This is a genomic window from Pseudomonas sp. GW821-FHT04C07 (assembly GCF_059420325.1).
Map to the genome: position 1 here is coordinate 247,081 of NZ_JBWKTM010000001.1, position 24,774 is coordinate 271,854.

At 60.6% G+C, this 24,774-nt stretch carries 23 protein-coding genes; 18 read left to right on the forward strand and 5 right to left on the reverse strand.

Going from position 1 to position 24,774, the window contains the following annotated elements:
* Nucleotides 1-246: 246 nt before the first annotated feature.
* From AC07UI_RS01135 to AC07UI_RS01165, 7 genes are all read left to right on the forward strand, one after another.
* On the forward strand, nt 247-1,602 hold the full coding sequence (locus AC07UI_RS01135; protein WP_494990728.1) for a M16 family metallopeptidase: 1,356 nt from the start codon (nt 247-249) through the stop codon (nt 1,600-1,602).
* The gene (locus tag AC07UI_RS01140; RefSeq protein WP_494990729.1) at nt 1,595-3,085 is read left to right on the forward strand and encodes a M16 family metallopeptidase; all 1,491 of its coding nucleotides are present in this window, start codon (nt 1,595-1,597) and stop codon (nt 3,083-3,085) included. The genes AC07UI_RS01135 and AC07UI_RS01140 overlap by 8 nt, the downstream gene beginning before the upstream one ends.
* Entirely contained in the window at nt 3,085-3,705 is a 621-nt protein-coding gene (gene rsmD / locus AC07UI_RS01145; protein ID WP_494990730.1) for a 16S rRNA (guanine(966)-N(2))-methyltransferase RsmD, read from the forward strand. Before AC07UI_RS01140 ends, rsmD begins: the two co-directional genes overlap by 1 nt.
* Before the next feature lie 77 nt (nt 3,706-3,782).
* On the forward strand, nt 3,783-4,781 hold the full coding sequence (locus AC07UI_RS01150) for a hydrolase (protein ID WP_494990731.1): 999 nt from the start codon (nt 3,783-3,785) through the stop codon (nt 4,779-4,781).
* Between the two features lie 2 nt (nt 4,782-4,783).
* Nucleotides 4,784-5,635 carry an AraC family transcriptional regulator gene (locus AC07UI_RS01155; RefSeq protein WP_494990732.1) on the forward strand — a complete coding sequence of 284 codons (852 nt, stop codon included), beginning with the start codon at nt 4,784-4,786 and terminating at the stop codon, nt 5,633-5,635.
* Between the two features lie 34 nt (nt 5,636-5,669).
* The gene (locus AC07UI_RS01160) at nt 5,670-6,389 is read left to right on the forward strand and encodes an AzlC family ABC transporter permease (RefSeq protein ID WP_494990733.1); all 720 of its coding nucleotides are present in this window, start codon (nt 5,670-5,672) and stop codon (nt 6,387-6,389) included.
* Nucleotides 6,386-6,715: an AzlD domain-containing protein gene (locus AC07UI_RS01165; RefSeq protein WP_494990734.1), complete on the forward strand. Its 330-nt coding sequence runs from the start codon at nt 6,386-6,388 to the stop codon at nt 6,713-6,715. Before AC07UI_RS01160 ends, AC07UI_RS01165 begins: the two co-directional genes overlap by 4 nt.
* Before the next feature lie 119 nt (nt 6,716-6,834).
* Here the strand turns inward: AC07UI_RS01165 and AC07UI_RS01170 are convergent, their stop codons facing one another.
* A complete protein-coding gene (locus tag AC07UI_RS01170) occupies nt 6,835-7,689 on the reverse strand; it encodes a sulfurtransferase (RefSeq protein ID WP_494990735.1) in 855 nt (284 codons plus the stop codon).
* A 33-nt stretch (nt 7,690-7,722) separates the two neighbouring features.
* On the reverse strand, nt 7,723-8,394 hold the full coding sequence (locus tag AC07UI_RS01175; RefSeq protein ID WP_494990736.1) for a TetR/AcrR family transcriptional regulator: 672 nt from the start codon (nt 8,392-8,394) through the stop codon (nt 7,723-7,725).
* A 147-nt stretch (nt 8,395-8,541) separates the two neighbouring features.
* Between AC07UI_RS01175 and AC07UI_RS01180 the strand changes: the two genes are divergently transcribed.
* From AC07UI_RS01180 to AC07UI_RS01200, 5 genes are all read left to right on the forward strand, one after another.
* Nucleotides 8,542-9,972: a coniferyl aldehyde dehydrogenase gene (locus AC07UI_RS01180; protein WP_494990737.1), complete on the forward strand. Its 1,431-nt coding sequence runs from the start codon at nt 8,542-8,544 to the stop codon at nt 9,970-9,972.
* A 27-nt stretch (nt 9,973-9,999) separates the two neighbouring features.
* Nucleotides 10,000-10,545, forward strand: a complete 546-nt coding sequence (locus AC07UI_RS01185) for a twin-arginine translocation pathway signal protein (RefSeq protein WP_494990738.1) — start codon at nt 10,000-10,002, stop codon at nt 10,543-10,545.
* 135 nt (nt 10,546-10,680) lie between these two features.
* A complete protein-coding gene (locus AC07UI_RS01190) occupies nt 10,681-12,276 on the forward strand; it encodes a GMC family oxidoreductase (protein ID WP_494990739.1) in 1,596 nt (531 codons plus the stop codon).
* A gap of 115 nt (nt 12,277-12,391) precedes the next feature.
* The gene (gene coaD, locus AC07UI_RS01195) at nt 12,392-12,871 is read left to right on the forward strand and encodes a pantetheine-phosphate adenylyltransferase (RefSeq protein ID WP_494990740.1); all 480 of its coding nucleotides are present in this window, start codon (nt 12,392-12,394) and stop codon (nt 12,869-12,871) included.
* Between the two features lie 106 nt (nt 12,872-12,977).
* The gene (locus AC07UI_RS01200; RefSeq protein ID WP_489069174.1) at nt 12,978-13,229 is read left to right on the forward strand and encodes a YfhL family 4Fe-4S dicluster ferredoxin; all 252 of its coding nucleotides are present in this window, start codon (nt 12,978-12,980) and stop codon (nt 13,227-13,229) included.
* A gap of 24 nt (nt 13,230-13,253) precedes the next feature.
* On the opposite strand, the gene mutM is transcribed toward AC07UI_RS01200, so the two are convergent.
* Nucleotides 13,254-14,066, reverse strand: a complete 813-nt coding sequence (gene mutM, locus AC07UI_RS01205) for a bifunctional DNA-formamidopyrimidine glycosylase/DNA-(apurinic or apyrimidinic site) lyase (RefSeq protein WP_494990741.1) — start codon at nt 14,064-14,066, stop codon at nt 13,254-13,256.
* 229 nt (nt 14,067-14,295) lie between these two features.
* Between mutM and AC07UI_RS01210 the strand changes: the two genes are divergently transcribed.
* The 3 genes from AC07UI_RS01210 (at nt 14,296) to ilvD (ending at nt 18,308) form a co-directional block, all read left to right on the forward strand.
* Complete coding sequence (locus AC07UI_RS01210) at nt 14,296-15,492, forward strand: class I SAM-dependent rRNA methyltransferase (protein ID WP_494990742.1); 1,197 nt, start codon at nt 14,296-14,298, stop codon at nt 15,490-15,492.
* A 179-nt stretch (nt 15,493-15,671) separates the two neighbouring features.
* Nucleotides 15,672-16,130, forward strand: coding sequence for an REP-associated tyrosine transposase (locus AC07UI_RS01215; RefSeq protein WP_494990743.1), 459 nt, complete (start codon nt 15,672-15,674; stop codon nt 16,128-16,130).
* Nucleotides 16,131-16,466: 336 nt separating this feature from the next.
* Nucleotides 16,467-18,308, forward strand: a complete 1,842-nt coding sequence (ilvD, locus tag AC07UI_RS01220) for a dihydroxy-acid dehydratase (RefSeq protein WP_494990744.1) — start codon at nt 16,467-16,469, stop codon at nt 18,306-18,308.
* Nucleotides 18,309-18,474: 166 nt separating this feature from the next.
* On the opposite strand, the gene AC07UI_RS01225 is transcribed toward ilvD, so the two are convergent.
* Nucleotides 18,475-19,530, reverse strand: a complete 1,056-nt coding sequence (locus AC07UI_RS01225) for an HAD family hydrolase (RefSeq protein ID WP_494990745.1) — start codon at nt 19,528-19,530, stop codon at nt 18,475-18,477.
* A gap of 241 nt (nt 19,531-19,771) precedes the next feature.
* Between AC07UI_RS01225 and AC07UI_RS01230 the strand changes: the two genes are divergently transcribed.
* On the forward strand, nt 19,772-21,163 hold the full coding sequence (locus tag AC07UI_RS01230) for an L-cystine transporter (protein WP_494990746.1): 1,392 nt from the start codon (nt 19,772-19,774) through the stop codon (nt 21,161-21,163).
* A 248-nt stretch (nt 21,164-21,411) separates the two neighbouring features.
* Here AC07UI_RS01230 and AC07UI_RS01235 read toward each other — a convergent pair whose 3' ends face one another.
* Nucleotides 21,412-21,924, reverse strand: coding sequence for a dihydrofolate reductase (locus tag AC07UI_RS01235; RefSeq protein WP_494990747.1), 513 nt, complete (start codon nt 21,922-21,924; stop codon nt 21,412-21,414).
* A gap of 94 nt (nt 21,925-22,018) precedes the next feature.
* Between AC07UI_RS01235 and AC07UI_RS01240 the strand changes: the two genes are divergently transcribed.
* Nucleotides 22,019-23,398, forward strand: coding sequence for a DUF2868 domain-containing protein (locus AC07UI_RS01240; RefSeq protein WP_494990748.1), 1,380 nt, complete (start codon nt 22,019-22,021; stop codon nt 23,396-23,398).
* Complete coding sequence (locus AC07UI_RS01245) at nt 23,391-24,755, forward strand: GTPase/DUF3482 domain-containing protein (protein ID WP_494990749.1); 1,365 nt, start codon at nt 23,391-23,393, stop codon at nt 24,753-24,755. The genes AC07UI_RS01240 and AC07UI_RS01245 overlap by 8 nt, the downstream gene beginning before the upstream one ends.
* Nucleotides 24,756-24,774: the final 19 nt, after the last annotated feature.

The following is a 24,774-nucleotide window of genomic DNA, read 5'->3' on the forward strand; positions in this document are numbered from 1 at the left end:
AGTTGACAAACTCAAAGCTTCAGCCGCAAACCCAAACAACCTGCTGACCGTTCAAAGGCCTGATAGGCGTGGCCGCCAGTAAAACGGATCAGTATCCTAGGGCGTGTCATCAATCATTACCAGTACCGCGTGGCCGCCTGAAAACGGGCTGATAGTGCGCGGTACTGGTAATGATTGATGACACGCCCCAACCTCTCGCCCGCCGACGCCAAGACCAAGCGGGCAGCCCAACAGGTTTAAAAACGAATGAATGCTCTAGCCCGCCGCGCCGCAGGCCTGTTGCTCAGCACAGTTTGTCTGCCTCTTTCAGCTCTGGCTGCCGACCCACAGCCCACCCACGAGTTCACCCTCGACAACGGCCTGAAAGTGGTCGTGCGCGAAGACCATCGCGCTCCCGTGGTGGTTTCGCAGATCTGGTACAAGGTCGGCTCCAGTTATGAAACCCCGGGCCAGACCGGTTTGTCCCACGCTCTGGAACACATGATGTTCAAGGGCAGCGAGAAAGTCGGTCCCGGCGAAGCCTCGTTGATCCTGCGCGATCTGGGCGCCGAAGAGAACGCGTTCACCAGCGACGATTTCACCGCCTTTTACCAGGTACTGGCTCGCGACCGCCTGGGCGTGGCTTTCGAGCTGGAAGCCGACCGCATGGCCAACCTGCGCCTGCCGGCCGATGAGTTCAGCCGCGAAATTGAAGTGATCAAGGAGGAGCGTCGCCTGCGCACCGACGACAAGCCGACGTCCAAGGCCTACGAGCGCTTCAAGGCCATGGCTTACCCGGCGAGCGGTTACCACACGCCGACCATCGGCTGGATGTCGGACCTGGACCGGATGAAGGTCGAAGACCTGCGCCGCTGGTACCAGTCCTGGTATGTGCCGAACAACGCCACGCTGGTGGTGGTCGGTGATGTGACCCCGGATGAAGTCAAAGCCTTGGCCCAACGCTACTTTGGTCCGATCGCCAAACGTGCCATACCGCCAGCGAAGATCCCGCTGGAGCTGGCCGAGCCCGGCGAACGCCAGATCACCCTGCACGTGAAGACCCAACTGCCGAGCCTGATGCTGGGCTTCAACGTGCCAAGCATCGCCACTGCGGTGGACAAGCGCTCGGTGAATGCCTTGCGACTGATCTCGGCCCTGCTCGATGGCGGTTACAGCGCACGCCTTCCGACCCAACTGGAGCGCGGCGAAGAGCTGGTCTCCGGTGGCTCGTCGAGTTACGACGCCTACACCCGTGGCGACAGTCTGTTCACGCTTTCTGCGACGCCCAACTCCCAGAAAAAGAAAACCATGGCCCAGACCGAAGCGGGCCTGTGGCGCCTGCTCGAACAGTTGAAAACCACCGCCCCCACCACGGATGAACTGGAACGCGTCCGCGCCCAGGTGATCGCCGGCCTGGTCTTCGAGCGTGACTCGATCACCAGCCAGGCCACTGCCATCGGCCAGCTGGAGAGCGTCGGTCTGTCCTGGAAACTGATGGATACCGAACTCGCCGAGCTGCAAAGCGTGACTCCGGAAGACATCCGCAACGCCGCCCGCACCTATTTCACCCGCGAACGTCTCAGCGTTGCGCATGTCCTGCCCGAGGAGACAACACATGAGTGAGCGCAAAAAATCACGCCTGGCCTTGATCGGCCTGGTACTCGTCGCGCTGGTCGTTTCACTGGGTTTCTACTTCAGCCGCCCAGGCCAATCCGATGCCAGCCAGGCACTCGATCAGGCCAAGGCCAGCAAAAAGCTGCAATCGCTGACCGAGCTGGACGGCAAGGCGCCAAGCCACCGTGCGCTGGACGTACAAACCTGGAAAACCGCCGAAGGCGCCAAGGTGCTGTTCGTTGAAGCCCGCGAACTGCCGATGTTCGACATGCGCCTGACCTTCGCCGCGGGTAGCAGCCAGGATGGCAGCACACCCGGTCTGGCGCTGCTGACAAACGCCATGCTCAATGAAGGCGTGGCTGGTAAAGACGTCGGCGCGATTGCCGAAGGCTTCGAAGGTTTAGGTGCCGATTTTGGCAATGGTGCTTATAAAGACATGGCGATAGCATCGCTGCGCAGCTTGAGCGCCGTTGATAAACGCGCACCTGCCTTGAAGCTGTTTGCCGAAGTCGTGGGCAAACCGACACTCCCGGCTGACTCGCTGGCGCGAATCAAAAACCAGATGCTCGCCGGTTTCGAATATCAGAAGCAGAGCCCCGGCAAACTGGCGAGCCTTGAGCTGATGAATCGCTTGTACGGCAATCATCCTTATGCCCACGCCAGCGATGGCACGGCGAAAAGTATTCCGTCGATCACCCCCGCGCAAATACGGACGTTCCATGACAAGGCTTATGCCGCTGGCAATGTGGTGATTGCCTTGGTCGGCGACCTGTCACGCACGGAAGCCGAAGCCGTTGCCGCGCAAGTTTCCGCCGCGCTGCCGAAAGGTCCGGCGCTGGCCAAAATCGAGCAACCGGTTGAGCCAAAGGCCAGTATTGGCCATATCGAGTTCCCGTCCAATCAGACCAATCTGATGCTCGCGCAACTGGGCATTGACCGTGATGATCCGGACTACGCGGCGCTGTCCCTGGGCAACCAGATCCTCGGCGGTGGTGGTTTCGGTACACGGCTGATGGACGAAGTCCGCGAGAAGCGCGGCCTGACCTATGGCGTATACTCCGGTTTCTCCCCGATGCAGGTCCGCGGGCCGTTCATGATCAATCTGCAAACCCGCGCCGAGATGAGCGAAGGAACGCTGAAACTGGTCCAGGACGTTCTCGCCGATTACCTGAAAACCGGTCCGACCCAGAAAGAACTGGACGACGCCAAGCGTGAACTGGCCGGCAGCTTCCCGCTGTCCACCGCGAGCAACGCCGATATCGTCGGTCAGCTTGGTGCCATGGGTTTCTACAACCTGTCACTGAGCTACCTTGAAGACTTCATGCAACAGTCCCAAAGCCTGACCGTCGACCAGGTCAAGACTGCGCTGAACAAACACCTGAGCGCTGACAAAATGGTTATTGTCAGCGCCGGGCCAACCGTTCCACAAAAGCCGTTACCGGCCCCTACTGACAAACCTGCCGAGCAACCGCTCGGGGTTCCGGAGCATTAATGGCCAGCCCATCGCGTCCCAGCAAAAAACCTGTTCACAACGTCCATAACGGCGTTGGTCAGCTGCGTATCATCGGCGGAGAATGGCGTAGCCGTCGCCTGAGCTTCCCGGACGCTCCGGGCCTGCGCCCGACCCCGGACCGCGTCCGCGAAACCCTGTTCAACTGGCTCGCACCGTACGTCGTCGGGGCCAAAGTGCTCGACCCGTTTGCCGGTAGCGGCGCACTGTTCCTCGAAGCCCTGTCCCGTGGCGCTGCCATGGGCCAGGCGCTGGACAGTAGCAACATTGCCGTTTCCAGTCTGCGCGAGCACCTGGGCACCCTGCGCTGCACCACCGGTCACGTGCAGACCGCCGACGCCTTGCGCTACCTGGAAACCCAGCCGGCGACGCCGTTCGACCTGGTATTTCTCGATCCACCGTTCAACCAGAACCTGTTGCCCGCTGCCTGCACACTGCTGGAAGAGCGCCAATGGCTGGCCGACGCCGCGTGGATCTATACTGAAAGCGAAACGGCGCCCTCGACGCTCGGCCTTCCAGCCAGCTGGCGCCTGCACCGGGAGCAAAAATCCGGGCGGGTGCACTATGCGCTGTGGCAACGTATGGCAGAGACCGTCGGTTAATCGACCGGCCTGAAAAAGGTTCATACCCGGGGTCTGTTGACAGACCTTGGGTACGCAATTGTGCACCGAGAAAAATCGTGCCCACACCGTCAGATCGTTTCACCCCCGCCTTTGGCCTGGGCAACCCGCACCTGCAAACCTTGTGGGGCCCACTGTGGCGCAAAACCACTCATCTCGACCGGCAACGTGAACGACTCTGGCTTGAAGATGGCGACTTCCTCGACCTCGACTGGCATGGCCCTCATAGCTCCAATGCCCCCTTGGTGCTGGTGTTGCACGGACTGACCGGGTCTTCAAATTCGCCCTATGTGGCCGGGTTGCAAAAAGTGCTGGCAGCTCGAGGCTGGGCCAGCGTGGCGCTGAACTGGCGCGGCTGCTCGGGCGAACCGAATCTGTTGCCACGCAGCTATCACTCCGGCGCCAGCGAAGACCTCGCGGCAACGATCAGCCATCTGCGGGCCCAACGGCCGTTGGCTCCGTTGTATGCAGTCGGCTATTCGCTGGGCGGTAATGTGCTGCTCAAACATCTGGGGGAAACCGGCCACGACAGCGAGCTGCTGGGCGCCGTGGCGGTTTCGGTACCCTTTCGTCTCGACCAGTGCGCTGACCGTATCGGCCAGGGTTTTTCCAGGGTTTATCAGGCGCATTTCATGCGCGAGATGCTGGCCTACATCAAAAACAAGCAACGGCGATTCCTGCATGACGGCCGCCACGAAGGCCTGGCCACCCTGGACGGGCTCGGCTCGCTGGACAACTTGCGGACTTTCTGGGATTTCGACGGCCGGGTCACCGCGCCACTGAATGGGTTTCTGGATGCCGAAGACTATTACCGGCGCGCCTCCAGTCGTTATTTTCTCGGGGCCATCCGCACACCGACCCTGATCATTCAGGCAGCTGACGATCCGTTCGTATCCCTCCACAGCTTGCCGCAGGCTGAAGAGCTGTCACCGAGCACGCAGTTTGAATTGCAGACCAAGGGTGGGCATGTCGGTTTTGTCGACGGAACCCTGCACAAACCCGGCTACTACCTGGAACGCCGTATCCCGCATTGGCTGACCGGTGCAGGTCACAGGTAGCGATGATGAACACCGAGGGCGAGTCGATCCGCTTCTGGCAAGCCGCGCCGCTGGCCGGTGTCGAGTTATTGGCCGCCCGCTACATCGAGCACCGTTTTGTACCCCATGTGCATGATGGTTATGTCATTGGCCTGATCATGGCCGGCGCCCAGCGTTATCGCTATCGCGGCGCAGAACATCTGGCGGGCACCGGGACATTGGTGCTGATCAATCCGGACGAATTGCACACCGGCCACAAAGGTACCGATGACGGGTGGCTGTATCGGGCCTTTTATCCAGACAACGAGCAGATTCTCTCACTGCTGGCCGAGCTCGAACTCCCGGCCAACAGCCTTCCGGCATTCGGTGCCACGCTCTATCGCGATCCGGACCTGGTGAGCGGCTTCTGCCAGCTGCACCGGTTGCTGGAAAGCCCGGCCACGGCGCTGCAACAGCAGACAGTCTGGCGGGAAATGATGCTGTCTTTGCTGCAACGGCACGCGGGAGTGCCCACGCCCGGTAAGCCAGGGCAGGAACATCGCGCCATCGTCCAGGCCAAAGAGCTGCTGCAATCGCAACTGGCCTCGCCGCCCTCCCTCGAGGAACTGGCCACTGCGGTTAACCTGTCACCCTTTCATTTCGCCCGAGTGTTTCGCCGGGCAACCGGCATGCCGCCACATACCTGGCTGATGCAGCAGCGCATTGCTCAAGCGCGGGCATTGTTGCGCAAAGGCTGCCTGCCGCTGGAAGTGGCGACGCAATTGGGCTTCGCCGACCAGAGCCATCTGAGCCGGCAGTTCAAGCAAGTCTATGGCGTCGGGCCGGGGGCTTATCGGACCGCAAGCGCAAGATCGTTCAAGACAGACTTTTCCTGAGCTGCCTAAGATGCGGGCAACAAGGAGAGTCTTGATGACCCGCAAACAGCTTTATTCCCGAGGTATCCGCGACAGCTTTGCCATGGCCGTGGGCATTCTGCCGTTCGGGCTGATCTTCGGCACATTGGCCGGCGCCGCTGGCCTGACGTTATGGCAAGCGGTCGGTATGTCGCTATTCGTCTACGCCGGTTCCGCGCAATTTATCGTCATCAGCCTGTTCGGCGCGGGTGCCAGTGCGGTGGTGATTCTGCTGACGACCTTTATCGTCAATCTGCGCCACGTGCTTTACAGCGCCACCCTGCAGCCTCATGTCAGCCAGTTGCCGCAGCGTTGGCGAGTGTTGTTGGCGTTTTGGCTGACGGATGAAACCTTCGCAGTGGTTCAACGCTTCTATCTGCTGCACGGTGATCGCCCGCTTGCGCACTGGTATTGGCTGGGCGTCACCAGTTCGCTGTATGTGTGCTGGGTGTCGAGTTCACTGGTGGGTGTGCTGTTCGGTCAGGCCGTGCCGGACTTGGCGAGCTGGGGGTTGGAGTTTGCCATGCTGGCGACCTTTATCGGCATCGTCGTGCCGTTGCTGCGCAATAAACCACAAGTTGCTGCCGCACTGGCGGCAGGCGCCGTAGCATTGGTGACCTATGGCTGGCCCTACAAACTCGGACTGATGGCAGCCGCCTTCAGCGGGATTGCGGTGGGCGCAGTGTTGGAGCGCCGACGATTGGCGACTCAGACTGGCAAGGAGTTGCACTCATGAGTTACTGGTGGCTGATTTTCGGCATGGCCGCGATTACCTTTGTGCTGCGCTACAGCTTGTTCGCCTGGCCAAATCTGAGCTTCCCGCCGCTGGTGCGCCAGGGTTTGCACTATGTGCCGACAGCGGTGCTGACAGCTATTGTAGTGCCCGGCATGTTGCTGCCCGATGGTGAGCATTGGGCGCTGAACCTGAGTAATGCGTACCTGTTGGCGGGGTTGGTCGCGATTGCCATTGCCGCGTTGACCCGGCATTTGCTGGCGACCATTGGAGGCGGGTTGCTGGTGTTCTTTTTGTTGCGCTGGATGATGGGGCAATTGCCAGTCTAGTGATCGTTCCCACGCTCCGCGTGGGAATGCCGCCCGGGACGCTCTGCGTCCGCCGTTGATGTGACGCAGAGCGTCACTGGATGCATTCCCACGCAGGAGCGTGGGAACGATCGTTATCTTCAATCGCCCTTGGCGATGCCACGCTTGGGATCGGTAATCCACTCACTCCACGATCCTGCATACAGACTGGCCAGCGGATAACCTGCCAGGCACAACGCAAAAAGGTTATGGCAAGCCGTCACGCCGGAACCGCAATAGGCCACCAGTTCATTCGGCGAGCGGTCACCCAGCTTCGCAGCGAAACGTTGCTTGAGCTGGTCTGCCGGGAGAAAACGCCCGTCGCCACCCAGGTTTTCGCTGAACGCCGCGCATTGTGCGCCGGGGATGTGCCCGGCCACGGGGTCGATCGGCTCCACCTCGCCACGGAAACGCGGCTGGGCGCGAGCATCGAGCAAGGTCAGGGTTGGCTGGCCGAGGCGCTTTTGCAGTTGTTCGGCACTCAATAGCAGCGAGTCGTCTGGTGTACCTGCAAAGCTGCCGGGGCGTGTATCAGGCGCGTCCAGACTCAACGGCAAACCAGCCGCGTGCCAGGCCTTCAAGCCGCCATCGAGAATGAACACACCGTCGCGCTTGCCCAGCCAGGCCAGCAGCCACCAGGCGCGTGCGGCAAATGCACCGGGGCCATCGTCATACAGCACAATTTCACTTTCGGCATTGATACCCCAGGCCTGCAAACGCTCAGTAAGCTGCTCAGGATCCGGCAACGGATGGCGACCGGTCACCCCCTTGATCACAGGACCGCTGAGGTCACGCTCCAGATCGGCGAAAGATGAGCCGGCGATATGCCCTTCGGCATAACTGCGCTGGCCGTAGTCCGGGTCTTCCAGGGCAAAACGGCAATCCAGAATCACCAGCCCGGCCTGCTCCTTTTTCAAGTCCAGAGCTTGAGGGCTGATCAATTGCGCAATGGGCATAACGGGCTCCTGTGATTAAGTCTGTGGTTGATCCTACTGCACTTCTTCCAGTGCCTGCGCCAGCGGCACATAAAACTCATCGAACAGCGCAGTCACTGCCTCCCGAGCCTGGTCAGTGACAAATCCGGCTTCCAGTACCAACACCTGATAGACCCCGCGCTTGATGGCCTCTTCACTCAGATGCGTGGAATTTTCCCGCGTGGTGCAGAGAAAGCGCACCCAAGAGGTGAGGATGATCCACGCGTTGAGGGTCAGGGATTCAATCTGGACCCTGCCCATGCTCAGGATTCCGGCCTCGACAAAGCCCTCGTAAATGGCCGTGCCCTGGATCAGACAGCGCTGGGAAAAACGTCGGTAGCGAGCGGCCAGTTCCGGGTCACTGTCGAGCAGGTGTTCGAGGTCTCGGTGCAGGAATCGGTAGCGCCACATGGCGGCGAGCAGCGCCTGCAGGTAATAGCGTTTGTCTTCGACCGTAGCCGCACGGCCCTGGGGTGGGCGCAGGAAACTGTCCACCAGGTTTTCGTACTCACTGAACAGCACGGCGATGATCGCCTGCTTGTTGGGGAAGTGGTAGTACAGGTTGCCCGGGGAAATTTCCATGTGGGCCGCGATGTGGTTGGTGCTGACGCTACGCTCGCCCTGCTGATTGAACAGCTCAAGGCTGTTCTGGACGATGCGCTCGCTGGTTTTTATCCGTGGGGCCATGGGCTTGGGCTTTAATTCAGAGTGCGTTGCCGAGCATCTTACGACCTATCCCGAATCGGATAAATCAAAGCTGTCGAGTGATGTCATTTGACATTTTAGAGCATAGACTCTAAAAGCAAGTCTCTCGAATAAAAATCGGAGCCATCCATGCCTGCCGACATTGCCTATCTGCAAGACTCTCAACCGCAACTGGATGAGCTCCACAGGCTGTTTGCCGCCCAGCGCCAGGCCTATGCGGCCCACCCAATGCCGCCAGCGGCGCAACGCCAGCAATGGCTCAAGGCCTTGCGTCATGTATTGAGCGACGAACGCCAGGCATTGATCGACGCCATCAGCCAGGATTTCAGCCACCGCAGCGCCGATGAAACCTTGCTTGCCGAACTGATGCCCAGCCTGCACGGCATTCATTACGCCAGCAAACACCTCAAAGGCTGGATGAAATCGTCCCGACGCAAAGTAGGCGCAGCCTTCCAGCCCGCCTCGGCCAAAGTCATCTATCAACCACTGGGCGTGGTCGGGATTATCGTGCCGTGGAACTATCCGCTTTACCTCGCCATCGGCCCCTTGGTCGGCGCGTTGTCCGCCGGTAATCGGGTGATGCTCAAGCTCAGCGAGTCGACGCCGGCCACCGGGCAATTGCTCAAGGAATTGTTGGCTCGGGTCTTTCCAGAAGATCTGGTCTGCGTGATATTGGGAGAAGCCGAAGTCGGCATGGCGTTTTCCAGACTACGCTTCGATCACCTGCTGTTTACCGGCGCCACCAGCATTGGCAAGCATGTCATGCGCGCCGCGGCAGAACACCTGACCCCCGTGACCCTGGAACTGGGCGGCAAATCGCCGGCCATTGTCTCCGCCGACGTACCGCTCAAGGATGCCGCTGAACGCATCGCCTTCGGCAAAACCCTGAACGCGGGACAAACCTGTGTCGCTCCGGATTACGTGCTGGTGCCGGAGGACCGCGTTGGCGCCTTCATCGAAGCCTATCGCAAGGCCGTTCGCGGGTTTTATCCCAAGCTTGCAGACAACCCGGACTACACCGCGATCATCAATGACCGACAAATGGCACGGCTCAACGGTTACCTCAGCGACGCCACCAGCAAGGGCGCGTTGCTGATCCCGCTGTTCGACCAGGGTCAGGGTCGACGCATGGGCCACAGCCTGTTGCTGAACGTCAACGACGAGATGACCGTAATGCAGGACGAAATCTTCGGTCCGGTGCTGCCCATCGTCCCCTACACCGGCCTGGATCAAGCCTTTACCTACATCAACCAACGACCGCGTCCGCTGGCGCTCTACTACTTCGGCTACGACAAGGCAGAACAAAGCCGCGTGCTCAACGAAACCCACTCAGGGGGTGTTTGCATCAACGACACCCTGCTGCACGTCGCTCAAGACGATATGCCGTTCGGCGGCATCGGCGCATCGGGGATGGGCCATTACCACGGCCGTGAAGGCTTCCTGACGTTCAGCAAGGCCAAGGGCGTGCTGACCAAGCAGCGGCTGAATGCGGCGAAATTGATTTACCCGCCTTACGGAAAATCCATCCAGAAGCTGATTCAGAAGCTGTTTGTCCGCTAACCACATTGCTGTCGGGTAATAACAATAATGAACCCAAGCCTGTCTGAATCACCCGAGCTGTCACGACGCGGTCTATTGAAGTTCGGCCTGTGCGCCAGTGCCTTCCTCGCCACTGCCGGGCTTGGCGCCAGCCTCAGCGGCTGCTCGGCCAGCACCCCGGCCAGCGGTTTTGCGATTCTGCGCAGCAGCGACCTGCCATTTCTACGGGCACTGATCCCGGTGATGCTCGAGGGTGCCGTGACCGTCGAGAAAATGCCTGTGGCCATCGACGGCACCTTGCAAAGCCTGGATCGCGGTCTCGATCACCTGTCGCCGGAAATGCTCAAGCTGACCCGGCAACTGTTCGATGTGCTCGGCATGGCCATCACCCGTGGGCCATTGACCGGCATCTGGGGCAGTTGGGAGAACGCCAGCGTCAATGACATCCGGCACTTTCTCAAGCGTTGGGAAAACAGCTCGTTGAGCCTGCTGCGCATGGGCCACAGCTCGCTTGTGCAACTGGTGATGATGGCCTGGTACGGTCGCACCGAATCGTGGGCGCACTGCGGGTATCCGGGGCCGCCGAAGGTTTGAGATTTGCAGTGCCCCATTCGCGGGCAAGCCTCGCTCCTACGGACTGGTCCAAAAAAAACTGGACCACAACAGTTTGCTCGCGATTGGCCGCTTAGCGGCCACCTCGTTTAATCCATAAAAACAAGAGCACCTGATATGCCCGTACCTGATCTGTTTCGCGAGGGCCTGGCCCGTGGCTGGAAAACCCATGACGGCTCGCAACTGGAGCAGGACCTGACGCTGGAAGCGGACGTGGCGATCATCGGCAGCGGTGCCGGCGGCGGCACTACGGCAGAGATTCTCAGCGCCGCCGGCTACAAGGTGCTGCTGATCGAAGAAGGCCCGCTCAAGACCAGCAGCGACTTCAAGATGCTGGAAGATCAAGCCTACGCCAGCCTCTATCAGGAAGGCATCGGCCGCATGAGCAAGGACGGTGCGATCACCATCCTGCAAGGCCGCGCGGTCGGCGGCACGACGTTGATCAACTGGACTTCGAGCTTTCGAACCCCGCAGCCGACCCTTGAGCACTGGGCCAAAGAACACAATGTCAAAGGCCACAGCCCTGCCGAGATGGCGCCCTGGTTCGAGAAAATGGAGAAGCGCCTGGGCATCGCGCCGTGGATGGTACCGCCTAATGCCAACAACGACGTGATCAAGAATGGCTGCGAAAAGCTCGGCTACAGCTGGCATGTGATCCCGCGCAACGTTCGCGGGTGCTGGAACCTCGGTTATTGCGGCATGGGCTGCCCGACCAACGCCAAACAATCAATGTTGGTGACCAGCATTCCGGCAACCCTGGAAAAAGGCGGCGAACTGCTATATCTGGCCCGTGCCGAACATCTGTTGATCAAAGATGACAAGGTCACTGGCCTGCAATGCGTGGCCATGGACGCACGCTGTGTCGCGCCGACCGGGCGCAGCATCACCGTCAAGGCACGGCACTATGTTCTGGCCGGCGGCGGCATCAACAGCCCGGCGTTGCTGCTGCGTTCCAAGGCGCCCGACCCCCATGAGCGGCTCGGCAAACGGACCTTCCTACACTTGGTAAACATGTCTGCCGGGCATTTCGACGGCGTGATCAACCCGTTCTACGGCGCGCCCCAATCGATTTATTCCGACCATTTTCAATGGCAGGACGGCACTACCGGCAAAATGTCCTACAAGCTGGAAGTCCCCCCGCTGCACCCGGCGCTGGCCAGCACCCTGTTCGGCGGTTTCGGTTCCGACAACGCACTGCGCATGGAACAACTGCCCCACACCCACGCCATGCTCGCGCTACTGCGTGATGGCTTTCACCCCGACAGCCCCGGCGGCAGTGTCGAGTTGCGCGGTGATGGCACACCGGTGCTCGACTATCAGGTATCAGCTTATGCCTGGGATGGCCTGCGCCGGGCCTTCCACAGCATGGCGCAAATCCAGTTCGCCGGCGGCGCAAAGGAAGTCATGCCCCTGCACAACGATGCCCGTTATGTAAAAACCCTGGCGCAAGCCCGCACGCTGATCGACGGTCTGAGCCTTGAGTTGTATCGCACGCGCCTGGGTAGCGCTCACGTGATGGGCGGCTGCGCCATGGGCGAAGACCCGAAAAATGCCGTCTGCGACAGCCTCGGCCGGCATCATCAGTTGGGCAATCTGTCGATCCACGATGGCTCGTTGTTCCCCACCAGCATTGGCGCCAACCCGCAGCTGTCGGTCTACGGACTGACGGCGCAATTGGCCACTTCACTGGCCGAGCGTTTAAAAAACTCGTGAAAAAGCACATTATTCGTATCGTCTATAGTGCTTTCTTCCCCCAAAGGCGACTTGGCCGACCGGGAAGGCTGCGATACCATCCGACTCCCCAACGGACTCCCGCCAGGACGACGCGATGAACCGAGTGTTGTACCCAGGTACCTTCGACCCGATTACCAAGGGCCATGGCGATCTGGTCGAACGCGCCGCGCGCCTGTTCGACCATGTGATCATTGCCGTCGCCGCCAGCCCGAAGAAAAACCCGCTTTTCCCCCTGGAACAGCGTGTGGAGCTGGCCCGCGAGGTCACCAAACATATACCGAACGTTGAAGTCGTCGGTTTCTCCACGCTGCTTGCGCACTTTGCCAAGGAAAAGAACGCCAATGTGTTCCTGCGTGGCCTGCGAGCGGTGTCGGACTTCGAATACGAATTCCAGCTGGCCAACATGAACCGCCAGTTGGCGCCGGATGTGGAAAGCCTTTTCCTCACCCCGTCAGAGCGTTATTCGTTCATTTCTTCGACGCTGGTTCGTGAAATTGCCGCCCTGGGCGGCGATATTGCCAAGTTCGTCCACCCGGCCGTCGCTGACGCCCTGACCCTGCGCTTCAAGAAGTAGTCAGGAAACAGCCCATCGCGCCCGCGTGCACTGCGGGCGCCAATGCGGCACAATTGCAGCATTAGTTTTCAGATGCCTGGGCCAGCCGCCCCGGCAGGAGTGCCCCATGTCCCTGATCATCACCGACGACTGCATCAATTGCGACGTCTGCGAACCCGAGTGCCCGAACGCCGCCATCTCGCAAGGCGAAGAGATCTACGTGATCGACCCGAACCTGTGCACCCAGTGCGTCGGCCACTACGACGAACCGCAGTGCCAGCAGGTCTGCCCGGTAGACTGCATCCCGCTGGATGAAGCCCATCCGGAAACCGAAGAACAGCTAATGGCCAAGTACAAGATCATTACTGGCAAGGCGTAAACTTCAGATGATCGTGCGGTTTCGTCAGCTCTGGCAACGCGGGCAATAGACGCTGGCGCGCTGCCCCAGACGAACCTCACGAAGGCCAGTGCCACACACCTTGCAGTGTTCATTGCCACGACCGTAGACGAACAATTCCTGCTGGAAATAGCCGGGCTGGCCGTCGCCACCAATAAAGTCGCGCAATGTGGTGCCGCCGCGCTCGATGGCATGAGCCAAAATGCGCTTGATCTCGATAGCCAGCTTCAGATAACGCGCCCGGGAAATGCCCTTGGCTTCGCGTCGCGGATCGATGCCTGCCGCAAACAGCGCTTCGGTCGCGTAGATATTGCCCACTCCCACCACCACCGCGTTGTCCATGATGAACGGCTTTACCGCCATGGAGCGCCCGCGCGATAGCTGGAACAGCCGCTCGCCATCAAACAGGTCGGTCAACGGCTCCGGCCCCAGCCGGATCAGCAGTTCATGATTGAGCGGATCAAGACTCCAGAGCATCGCCCCAAAACGCCGAGGGTCGGTGTAGCGCAAAGCCAGACCCGATTCCAGTTCGATATCCACATGTTCATGCCTGGCCGCCGGCATGCCGACCTCCACCAGCCGCAAATTCCCCGACATCCCCAAATGGCTGATCAACGTCCCGACCTCGGCATTGATCAGCAGATACTTGGCACGTCTATCGACCGTCACGATGCGCTGCCCGGACAGACGCACATCAAGATCTTCCGGAATGGGCCAGCGCAAGCGGCGGTCACGGACGATCACGCGGCTGACGCGCTGGCCTTCCAGATGCGGTGCGATACCGCGTCGGGTGGTTTCGACTTCAGGTAGTTCAGGCATGGCGCTCTCAGATCAATAAATAGCCGACCACGGCATTGCGCGCTGGCTCTGGCATATGGGCCAAGCAACGATTCTAACCCTTATAAAGTCCGACCCGACACCTCCAACACCCGAAGCAGCGCCCGCTTTCTATAGGAGCGTCGACCGGCGGCTCCTACAGTACATCTGCCCGCGCGGCCATTCTTTACACAACGCGCTATACTCCCGCTCTTTTTTCCGGAGCGACGTCATGTCCCTGCCAAGCCTGCGCCTCAAAGCCAACGCCGACCGTCGCCTGCGCAACGGTCACCTGTGGGTCTACAGCAACGAAATCGATGTAGCCGCCACCCCACTGCACGGTTTCAAGGCAGGCGATCAAGCGGTTCTGGAAGCCGCCGGCGGCAAGCCGCTGGGCATCGTCGCCATGAGCCCGAACAACCTGATCTGCGCACGCTTGCTGTCCCGTGACATCAAGTTGCCGCTGGACAAGTCGCTGCTGGTACACCGCCTCAACGTGGCCCTGTCCCTGCGCGAGCGCCTGTTCGACAAGCCGTTCTATCGCCTGGTCTACGGTGATTCCGACCTGATGCCGGGTCTGGTGGTCGACCGTTTCGGCGACATTCTGGTGGTCCAGATCGCTTCGGCGACCATGGAAGCCCATAAAGACGACGTGATTGCGGCGCTGACCCAAGTGATCAAGCCAAGCGGCATTCTGTTCAAGAATGACTCCGCGGCCCGTGATGCCGAAGGCCTCAACCGCTACGTCGAAACCGTCTTCGGTCTGGTGCCGGAGTGGGTTGCCCTGGAAGAGAACGGCGTGAAGTTCGAAGCGCCGGTCATGGAAGGCCAGAAAACCGGCTGGTTCTATGACCACCGCATGAACCGCGCCCGCCTCGCTCCGTACGCCAAGGGCAAGCGCGTGCTCGATCTGTTCAGCTACATCGGTGGCTGGGGCGTGCAAGCCGCAGCCTTCGGCGCCAGTGAAGTGTTCTGCGTCGACGCCTCGTCCTTCGCCCTCGACGGCGTCGAGCGCAACGCTGCGTTGAACGGTTTCGCCGAGAAAGTCACCTGCATTGAAGGCGACGTGTTCGAAGCCCTGAAAGAACTGAAAGCCAGCGAAGAACGCTTCGACGTGATCGTCGCCGACCCACCGGCCTTCATCAAACGCAAGAAAGACCTGAAGAACGGCGAAGGCGCCTACCGTCGCCTGAACGAGCAAGCCATGCGTCTGCTCAGCAAGGACGGCATTCTGGTCAGCGCGTCGTGCTCCATGCACCTGCCGGAAGACGATCTGCAAAACATCCTGCTGACCAGCGCCCGTCACCTGGACCGCAATATCCAGATGCTCGAACGCGGTGGTCAGGGGCCGGACCATCCGGTGCACCCGGCGATTGCCGAAACGCGCTACATCAAGAGCATTACCTGCCGGTTGCTGCCTAACAGCTAAGGCAGCGCCGCTTCGCGGCTGATCGCGAGCAAGCTCGCTCCTGCAGGGGTACCCGATCACCTGTAGGAGCGAGCTTGCTCGCGATGCTCTCAGGCAGACACATCCAGATCTACTGTCAAAAAGACTATCCTCCTTGCCTCACGTAACGTTGCTCTTCCAGCCACAGGGAGGACAACGGAATGTCCAAAACACCTCATGCCCATCGCTTACGCACCGGCCGTTTCTCGGACTCCGGACGCATTTATCTGCTCACCGCCGTCACTCATTTGCGCCAACCGCTCTTCCACGATTGGAGCATTGGCCGCCTGGTCGTGAACGAATTCAGAAAAGCTCAAGAAGACGGTGCCGCTGACTCCGTTGCCTGGGTGGTCATGCCAGATCACATTCACTGGCTGGTTGAGTTGCATAACGGCGACTTGCCCAAATTGATGCAAGCAACCAAGTCCCGCTGCGCCCGGGCCATCAACAAAGCAAGAAACAGCCATGAACCTGTATGGCAAAAAGGCTATTTCAACCGAGCACTGCGCCGGGAGGAAGATCTAAAAACCATGGCCCGATGCATCGTTGCCAATCCCCTACGAGCCGGATTGGTCATTCATATTGGTGACTATCCGCTTTGGGATGCCATCTGGCTCTAACTGTAGGAGCGAGCTTGCTCGCGAAAAATTAACAGGCGCCGCGGCATATCAGGTACACCGCGTCATCGTTAACGTTTTTCGCGAGCAAGCTCGCTCCTACAAGGGAAGGCGTACGTACGTCCCGTCATCGCACCATTCCTTCCTGACGCCAGCGGTGTAGAATCACAAGATTCATCGCCAGTCATCCCCCGGCGGGTTTATGAGCTCAGGCTGAGGCGCGCGGCGATCCCGCAGCGTTATCGGCATCTTCCGGGCACACGGCCATTTCTGTGTGTTCCAGACGTCAATAGAAGCTCACTTCCCTTTTGATACCCGATTAGCCGCCCGGAGTGCTCCATGCCTGATTACCGCTCGAAAACATCCACCCACGGCCGCAACATGGCCGGTGCTCGCGCCCTGTGGCGCGCCACGGGGATGAAAGATGACGACTTCAAGAAGCCGATCATCGCCATTGCCAACTCCTTCACCCAGTTCGTACCGGGCCACGTGCACCTGAAGGATCTGGGCCAACTGGTTGCCCGGGAAATCGAACGGGCTGGCGGCGTCGCCAAGGAATTCAACACCATCGCCGTGGATGACGGCATCGCCATGGGCCACGATGGCATGCTCTATTCGCTGCCGAGCCGCGAGATCATCGCCGACTCCGTCGAGTACATGGTCAACGCCCACTGCGCCGACGCCATCGTCTGCATCTCCAACTGCGACAAGATCACCCCCGGTATGCTGATGGCCGCCCTGCGCCTGAACATTCCGGTGATCTTCGTTTCCGGCGGCCCGATGGAAGCCGGCAAGACCAAACTGGCCAGCCACGGTCTCGACCTGGTCGATGCCATGGTGATCGCCGCCGACTCCAGCGCTTCTGACGAGAAGGTTGCCGAGTACGAGCGTAGCGCCTGCCCGACCTGCGGTTCGTGCTCCGGCATGTTCACCGCCAACTCCATGAACTGCCTGACCGAAGCTCTGGGCCTCGCCTTGCCGGGCAACGGTTCGACCCTGGCCACCCACAGCGACCGCGAAGAGCTGTTCCTGCAAGCCGGCCGCACCATCGTCGAACTGTGCAAACGCTACTACGGCGAGAACGATGAATCGGTGTTGCCGCGCAACATCGCCAACTTCAAGGCGTTCGAAAACGCCATGACCCTGGACATCGCCATGGGCGGTTCCACCAACACTATTCTGCACTTGCTGGCTGCGGCCCAGGAAGCCGAGATCGATTTCGACCTGCGCGACATCGACCGTCTGTCCCGCCATGTACCGCAATTGTGCAAGGTCGCGCCGAACATCCAGAAGTACCACATGGAAGACGTGCACCGTGCAGGCGGGATCTTCAGCATTCTCGGTTCCCTGGCCCGTGGTGGTCTGCTGCACACCGACCTGCCGACCGTACACAGCCGCAGCATGGAAGAAGCCATCGCCAAGTGGGACATCACCCAGACCACCGACGAAGCCGTGCATCACTTCTTCAAGGCCGGTCCTGCAGGCATCCCGACTCAGACCGCGTTCAGCCAGTCGACCCGTTGGGAAACCCTGGACGACGACCGTGAAAACGGCTGCATCCGCAGTGTCGAACACGCCTACTCGCAAGAAGGCGGCCTGGCCGTTCTGTACGGCAACATTGCCCTGGACGGTTGCGTGGTAAAAACCGCCGGCGTCGATGAGTCGATCCACGTCTTCGAAGGCAACGCGAAGATCTTCGAAAGCCAGGACAGCGCCGTACGCGGCATCCTCGCCGACGAAGTGAAGGAAGGCGACATCGTAATCATTCGCTACGAAGGCCCGAAAGGCGGCCCGGGCATGCAGGAAATGCTGTACCCGACGTCCTACCTGAAATCCAAAGGCCTGGGCAAAGCCTGCGCCCTGCTCACCGACGGCCGTTTCTCCGGCGGCACCTCGGGCCTGTCCATCGGCCACGCTTCACCAGAAGCCGCTGCCGGCGGTGCAATCGGCCTGGTACAGGACGGTGACAAAGTGCTGATCGATATCCCGAACCGCTCGATCAACCTGTTGATCAGCGATGAAGAACTGGCGGCGCGCCGGGTTGAACAGGACAAGAAAGGCTGGAAACCGGTCGAAGTGCGTCCACGTAAAGTGACCACCGCATTGAAGGCCTATGCCCTGCTCGCCACCAGCGCCGACAAAGGCGCGGTGCGTAACAAGGCGATGCTCGACGGTCTGTGATTGCTTAGCCGTTGAATAAAAATGCCCCGCCAAGTGCGGGGCTGATCGTTCCCACGCTCCCGCGTGGGAATGCCTCAAGGGACGCTCTGCGTCCAGTGACGCGCAGCGTCACGGGCTGCATTCCCACGCGGAGCGTGGGAACGATCATCCAACGATCATCCAGTACCTACTGAATATCTTCAGGCTTGACGATCACCCAGTTCTTGTCCGCCGTCACCACCAGGCCTTCTTTGGCCTGAGCGGCAGCATGCCTGGTCATCATGCCGTTGAGCTGAGTCATGTACTTGTCCTTGCGGTTGACCCACAGGTGCACACCACCCTTGGCCACGTCAACGCTGTGGAACAGCATGTAACCATCGCTGGATGGAGTATCGCCACCCACCAGAACCGGTTTTTTCCACTCGTCGATGTAGGTCAGGATCGCTGCCTGTTTGCCGGCCATCCAGGTGGCCGGGGTCCACAGGTAAGGCGTCAACTCCAGGCCCAGGTTGGCTTTCTCGTCATATTTGCCGGCGGTGATCTGCTTGCGTGCGGTGGTCAGCTCGCCGGTCTTGCGATCCTTGAGCAGCGTGCTCACGCCAATCACGTTCTGTGGCTTGACGTTGTAGCCGTACTTCGGATCGGCGGCGACCATCCGCACCAGCTCTTCAGAGGCGGCGGTCATCACATAGACCTCGATACCGTTTTCCATCAGCTTGTTGTACAGCTCGGCCTGGCCGGTGTAGACCTTTGGCGGCTGGACGTCGATGGTCTTGACCACATCGCCGTCGTAATAGGTGCTCGGCACTGGCTTGCCGGAGGCCATCATCTCATCGACGTAGCCTTTGAGTTCTTTGAGGGTGAAGCCTGCGAACACTTGCGCGACCCATGGATAGCAGACCATGTCGTCGACTTCGCAGAGGCGGTAGTAGTAACTGAACAGGCTTTCCTTGTGGTCGGCGGTGTCTTTGAACGGGATCAGCTTCAGGGAAGGATCGAGTGTCTCGCGGGTGATCAGGCCCTTGTTTTCCATGAACGGCAACAAGGACTCTTCCAGGTCGTAGCGGTAACTGGTGTTGTCCATGTCGAACACCGCGAAGTTACCCTTGTTGGCATTGGCCGCGATCATCGCGTCCAGTTGCCTGGCCTGAGCCTCTGGCCAGTGTTTCAACTCGGTGGCAAAGGCCTGGCCGGCAAGGCCAAGGCACAGCGCGGCGGCAAACAACCCCGGAGCGAGCTTCATGTTCATTTTCTCCCTGAATGAAAGTCATCGACGCTAACAAATCCATATGACAGTTCTCTCCTGCGCACGACGGCTTGCGTCCAGATCACGTCATCGACATTCGTTTGAGCGTCAGCGGCTTATTCCAAAAACGACAGCGATCATTCCATCCAGGTATTAATTCATTAGATATCAAGCTGTTAGGCTTGCCGGTTCGCAATCGCCCTGGAACGCGATTGGCACAAGTCTTATCGGAGCCTCAATGAATTTGCCGCTGGTCCTCAATCTGCTGGTATTCCTCGCCTTACTGCTGGTCCTGGCACAAACCCGTCACACCACCTGGAGCCTGGCCAGGAAGGTCCTGTTCGCCCTGGTGCTGGGTGTGATCTTCGGCGTCGCGCTGCACGCCATTTATGGTTCGGACAGCCCGCCCCTGAAAGCCTCGATCGGCTGGTTCGATCTGGTGGGCAATGGTTACGTGCAATTGCTGCAGATGATCGTGATCCCGCTGGTGTTCGCCTCGATCCTCAGTGCCGTGGCCCGTCTGCACAACGCGTCCTCGCTGGGCAAGATCAGCTTCCTGACCATCGGCACGCTGCTGTTCACCACCGCCATCGCGGCGCTGATCGGCATCGGCCTGACCAACCTGTTCGGCCTGACTGCCGATGGCCTGGTCGCTGGCACCCAGGAAATGGCCCGCCTGCAAGTGATCCAGAGCGATTACGCCGGCAAGGTCGCCGACCTGAATATCCCGCAACTCCTGCTGTCATTCATCCCGCAGAACCCGTTCGCCGACCTGGCTCGGGCCAAGCCGACCTCGATCATCAGCGTGGTGATCTTCGCCGCCTTCCTCGGGGTCGCCGCGCTGCAGCTGCTGAAGGACGATGCCGACAAAGGCCAGAAAGTGATCAATGCCATCGACACCCTGCAAGCCTGGGTGACCCGTCTGGTGCGTCTGGTGATGAAGCTGACCCCGTACGGCGTGCTGGCGCTGATGACCAAAGTGGTCGCCGGTTCCAACCTGCAAGACATCATCAAGCTCGGCAGTTTCGTGGTGGTGTCGTACATCGGCCTGGGGCTGATGTTCGTGGTTCACGGCTTGCTGGTCTCACTGGCCGGGATCAACCCGCTGCGCTTCTTGCGTAAAGTCTGGCCGGTGCTGACGTTTGCCTTCACCAGCCGTTCGAGCGCCGCGAGCATTCCGCTGAGCATCGAAGCGCAGACTCGTCGTCTGGGCATTCCACAATCGATCGCCAGCTTCGCCGCCTCGTTCGGCGCGACCATTGGCCAGAACGGTTGTGCCGGGCTTTATCCGGCAATGCTGGCGGTGATGGTGGCGCCGACCGTGGGCATCAACCCGCTGGATCCGCTGTGGATCGCGACGCTGGTGGCGATTGTGACGTTGAGCTCGGCAGGGGTAGCCGGTGTGGGTGGTGGTGCGACGTTTGCCGCGCTGATCGTGCTGCCGGCCATGGGCTTGCCGGTGTCACTGGTGGCGCTGCTGATCTCGGTCGAACCGCTGATCGACATGGGCCGTACCGCATTGAACGTCAGCGGCTCGATGACCGCCGGCGCGATCACCAGCCAGATCATGCAGCAGACCGACAAGAGCCTGTTGGATGCCGATGAGCACGAAGAGCTGGCGCAGGCTTAATCAGACAGATCATTCCCACGCCCTGCGTGGGAATGCCTCTATGGACGCTCCGCGTCCACTGTGACGCAGAGCGTCACGGGCTGCGTTACCACGCGGGAGCGTGGGAACGATCCTAGAAGAGCTGGCGCAGGCTTAATCAGATAGATCATTCCCACGCTCTGCGTGGGAATGCCTCTATGGACGCTCCGCGTCCACTGTGACACAGAGCGTCACAGGCTGCGTTACCACGCGGGAGCGTGGGAACGATCCTAGACGCGTTCCCAAACTTCGAAGTTGTACGCCGGCTTGTCATCCAGCGCCGGGTTCTCGGTGTTGGACACCAGTTTCCACTGTGCCAGATCAAACTCCGGAAACCACGCATCGCCCTCCGGGCTCAGCGCCACGCGGGTCAGGTACAGGCGATCCGCCTGATCCATCCCTTGCTCATACAGCTGCGCGCCGCCAATCAACATCACCTCATCGGCGCCCTGCTCCAGCGCCCATTCCTGAGCCCGGGCCACTGCGGCTTCCAGCGATGGATACACCTCGGCGCCTTCGGGCTGCAGATCGACCTGACGGCTGACCACGATGTTCAACCGGCCCGGCAGTGGACGACCGAGGGAATCCCAGGTCTTGCGACCCATGATGATCGGCTTGCCCAGGGTCGTGGCCTTGAAGTATTTGAAATCCCCCGGCAAGTGCCAGGGCATGCTGTTGTCGACGCCGATCACGCGGTTTTCACCGAGAGCTGCAATCAGGCTGAGAGGGAGAGTTTTTTTCATGGAGGCGAGGATACCAGAGGCTTGCATGCTCGCAACGTGCCCGATCGACGTACAGCGGTTATGCTCTGGGCTCACTTGAGCAATGGGATGCCGCGTGACTGCACTCACCCCGCTGGAAAACCTCTGGCTGACTGAAACCGTGCGCCTGCGCGAAGAACACGCAGGCCCTTTGGAAGATCTTGAAGCCAACCGCCTGGCCCGCAACGCTGGCGGCGACCTGCCGAGCCGAATCCAGTACCGCGCCCTGTGGCTGGCCGAGCGCGATGGCCTGACCAGCGCGCTGCGCCATTGGCTGCAAGGCGCGCGACTGGCGTTGATCGTACTGGCGGTGCTGGCCATCGTCAGTGGTGCCGGTCTGGCGTTTGCGGCGCTGGGCGACGGCCAGGTCCCGGTCAATGTGTTCTGGGCCCTGGGCAGTCTGCTTGGCTTGAACCTGATTCTGCTACTGAGCTGGGCCTTGGGTCTGCTGTTCGCCGGGGAGCACGGCGCCAGTCTCGGGCGCCTATGGTTGTGGCTCAGCGAAAAGCTTGCCCGCGACGCCAAAGCTGCGCAACTGGCGCCGGCCTTATTACTGTTGCTGCAACGCAAGAAGCTCAACCGCTGGGTCGTCGGCGTATTGGTCAACAGTCTGTGGTTGCTGGTGTTACTCAGCGCCTTGGCGATTCTGCTGATGCTGATGGCGACCCGGCGCTACGGTTTCGTCTGGGAGACCACTATTCTCAGTGGCGATACCTTTGTCGTCGTGACCCAGACCCTTGGCGCCCTTCCGGCATTATTGGGCTTCAGCGTCCCGACCGTGGAAATGATTCGCGCCAGCGGCGATGCTGCGCTGAACATCGAAAGCGCCCGGCAAGCCTGGGCCGCGTGGCTGGTGGGTGTGCTAGTGGTCTACGGAGTATTGCCGCGCCTGATTCTCGCGCTGTTCTGTTTGGCGCGCTGGAAAACCGGCCGCTCGGCCTTGCACCTCGACCTGAACCTGCCCGGCTACAGCCAATTGCGCGAACACCTGATGCCCAGCAGCGAACGCCTTGGCGTCAACGATACCGCCCCCGAACAATTGCACGCGGTTCAGGGTGGCCTCAGCACATTGGAAAGTGACGGCGCCTTGCTGGTGGCCATCGAGCTGGACGATCAGCGTCCGTGGCCGCCACAGTTGCCGAAAACCGTGAAAGACGCCGGCATCCTTGACAGCCGTGAGTCCCGGCAAAAGCTGCTGGAGCAAATGACCCGTTTTCCCCCGGCACGCCTGACCATTGCTTGCGACCCGCGCCGTTCACCGGATCGCGGCAGCCTGGCGCTGATCGCCGAACTGGCGCGCAACGCCACAGCGACCCGCGTCTGGCTGCTGCAAGCGCCGCCTGGCCAGGCGCTGGATGCCGAACGCCTGGGCGACTGGCACGATGCCCTGCGACAGCTGGAATTGCCGTTCGCCGATTGCGCGCCGTTGAACTGGCTGGAGAGCGGCCATGACTAAGCCTTTGAGGCTCGCAGTAGTCGGCCACACCAATGTCGGCAAGACCTCATTGCTACGGACTCTGACTCGCGATGTCGGCTTCGGCGAAGTCTCCCATCGGCCAAGCACCACCCGGCATGTCGAAGGTGCACGTTTGTCGGTGGACGGCGAAGCCTTGCTGGAGCTGTACGACACGCCGGGGCTGGAAGACGCGATTGCCCTGCTTGACTACCTGGAACGCCTGGAACACCCCGGCGAACGTCTTGATGGCCCGGCGCGACTGGCACGGTTTCTCGACGGCAGCGAGGCGCGCCAGCGTTTCGAACAGGAAGCCAAGGTCCTTCGCCAGTTGCTGACCTCGGATGCCGGGCTGTATGTGATCGACGCCCGCGAGCCGGTACTGGCCAAGTACCGCGATGAACTGGAAGTGCTGGCCAGTTGCGGCAAACCGCTGTTGCCGGTACTGAATTTCGTCAGTAGTACCAACCACCGCGAACCCGATTGGCGCGAAGCCCTGGCCCGACTCGGGCTGCACGCACTGGTGCGTTTCGATAGCGTCGCGCCACCGCTAGACGGTGAGCGGCGACTCTACGAAAGCCTCGCCCTGCTGCTGGAGAGTTCTCGCGGGCAACTGGAACGGCTGATTGCCGATCAACAAGCACAACGTCTGGCCCGCCAGCAAAGCGCAGCACGCTTGATTGCTGAACTATTGATCGATTGCGCTGCCTGCCGACGCAGCGTGGTCAGCAAAGCCGATGCACAACAGCACGCCATCAGCGAACTGCGCAAAACCATTCGCCAGCGCGAGCAGCGTTGCGTCGAAGCGCTGCTCAAGCTCTACGCCTTCCGCCCGCAGGACGCCGCCGCCAGTGATTTGCCCTTGCTCGATGGCCGTTGGGGCGATGACTTGTTCAACCCCGAAACCCTCAAACAGCTTGGAGTACGGGTGGGTGGAGGGATCGCAGCGGGTGCGGCGGCCGGTGCCGGCGTGGACTTGCTGGTGGGCGGCCTGACCTTGGGCGCCGCCGCACTAGCCGGGGCAATCGCCGGCGGCGCACTGCAAACGGCCCGCAGCTATGGCAGTCGCTTGCTTGGCAAGATCAAAGGCCAACACGAATTGACCGTCGACGACAGCGTGCTGCGCCTGCTCGCCTTGCGCCAGCGGCAATTGCTGCAGGCACTGAATCTGCGCGGGCATGCAGCGATGGACAGCATCCAGGTCGCCACCCCACAAGACAAAACCTGGCGCGAAGGGAAATTGCCGGAGGCTCTGAACAAGGCCCGAGCGCATCCGCAGTGGTCGTCGCTCAATCCTCATGCGCGGTTGAGCCAGACGGAGCGCCAGGAACAGGTTGAGGTGTTGGCGCAGCAACTCTGATCGTTCCCACGCGTGGGAA

Excerpts from the sequence above, each read along its gene's own strand:
- AC07UI_RS01200 (WP_489069174.1), top strand. The coding sequence starts at position 12,978 with ATGTCCCTGATCATCACCGACGACTGCATCAATTGCGACGTCTGCGAA.
- AC07UI_RS01175 (WP_494990736.1), bottom strand. The coding sequence starts at position 8,394 with ATGGCCCCACGGATAAAAACCAGCGAGCGCATCGTCCAGAACAGCCTT.
- AC07UI_RS01155 (WP_494990732.1), top strand. The coding sequence starts at position 4,784 with ATGATGAACACCGAGGGCGAGTCGATCCGCTTCTGGCAAGCCGCGCCG.
- ilvD (WP_494990744.1), top strand. The coding sequence starts at position 16,467 with ATGCCTGATTACCGCTCGAAAACATCCACCCACGGCCGCAACATGGCC.
- AC07UI_RS01165 (WP_494990734.1), top strand. The coding sequence starts at position 6,386 with ATGAGTTACTGGTGGCTGATTTTCGGCATGGCCGCGATTACCTTTGTG.
- AC07UI_RS01215 (WP_494990743.1), top strand. The coding sequence starts at position 15,672 with ATGTCCAAAACACCTCATGCCCATCGCTTACGCACCGGCCGTTTCTCG.
- AC07UI_RS01170 (WP_494990735.1), bottom strand. The coding sequence starts at position 7,689 with ATGCCCATTGCGCAATTGATCAGCCCTCAAGCTCTGGACTTGAAAAAG.
- AC07UI_RS01185 (WP_494990738.1), top strand. The coding sequence starts at position 10,000 with ATGAACCCAAGCCTGTCTGAATCACCCGAGCTGTCACGACGCGGTCTA.
- AC07UI_RS01210 (WP_494990742.1), top strand. The coding sequence starts at position 14,296 with ATGTCCCTGCCAAGCCTGCGCCTCAAAGCCAACGCCGACCGTCGCCTG.
- AC07UI_RS01225 (WP_494990745.1), bottom strand. The coding sequence starts at position 19,530 with ATGAAGCTCGCTCCGGGGTTGTTTGCCGCCGCGCTGTGCCTTGGCCTT.
- AC07UI_RS01235 (WP_494990747.1), bottom strand. The coding sequence starts at position 21,924 with ATGAAAAAAACTCTCCCTCTCAGCCTGATTGCAGCTCTCGGTGAAAAC.
- AC07UI_RS01230 (WP_494990746.1), top strand. The coding sequence starts at position 19,772 with ATGAATTTGCCGCTGGTCCTCAATCTGCTGGTATTCCTCGCCTTACTG.
- AC07UI_RS01135 (WP_494990728.1), top strand. The coding sequence starts at position 247 with ATGAATGCTCTAGCCCGCCGCGCCGCAGGCCTGTTGCTCAGCACAGTT.
- mutM (WP_494990741.1), bottom strand. The coding sequence starts at position 14,066 with ATGCCTGAACTACCTGAAGTCGAAACCACCCGACGCGGTATCGCACCG.
- coaD (WP_494990740.1), top strand. The coding sequence starts at position 12,392 with ATGAACCGAGTGTTGTACCCAGGTACCTTCGACCCGATTACCAAGGGC.
- rsmD (WP_494990730.1), top strand. The coding sequence starts at position 3,085 with ATGGCCAGCCCATCGCGTCCCAGCAAAAAACCTGTTCACAACGTCCAT.
- AC07UI_RS01245 (WP_494990749.1), top strand. The coding sequence starts at position 23,391 with ATGACTAAGCCTTTGAGGCTCGCAGTAGTCGGCCACACCAATGTCGGC.
- AC07UI_RS01140 (WP_494990729.1), top strand. The coding sequence starts at position 1,595 with ATGAGTGAGCGCAAAAAATCACGCCTGGCCTTGATCGGCCTGGTACTC.
- AC07UI_RS01180 (WP_494990737.1), top strand. The coding sequence starts at position 8,542 with ATGCCTGCCGACATTGCCTATCTGCAAGACTCTCAACCGCAACTGGAT.
- AC07UI_RS01160 (WP_494990733.1), top strand. The coding sequence starts at position 5,670 with ATGACCCGCAAACAGCTTTATTCCCGAGGTATCCGCGACAGCTTTGCC.
- AC07UI_RS01190 (WP_494990739.1), top strand. The coding sequence starts at position 10,681 with ATGCCCGTACCTGATCTGTTTCGCGAGGGCCTGGCCCGTGGCTGGAAA.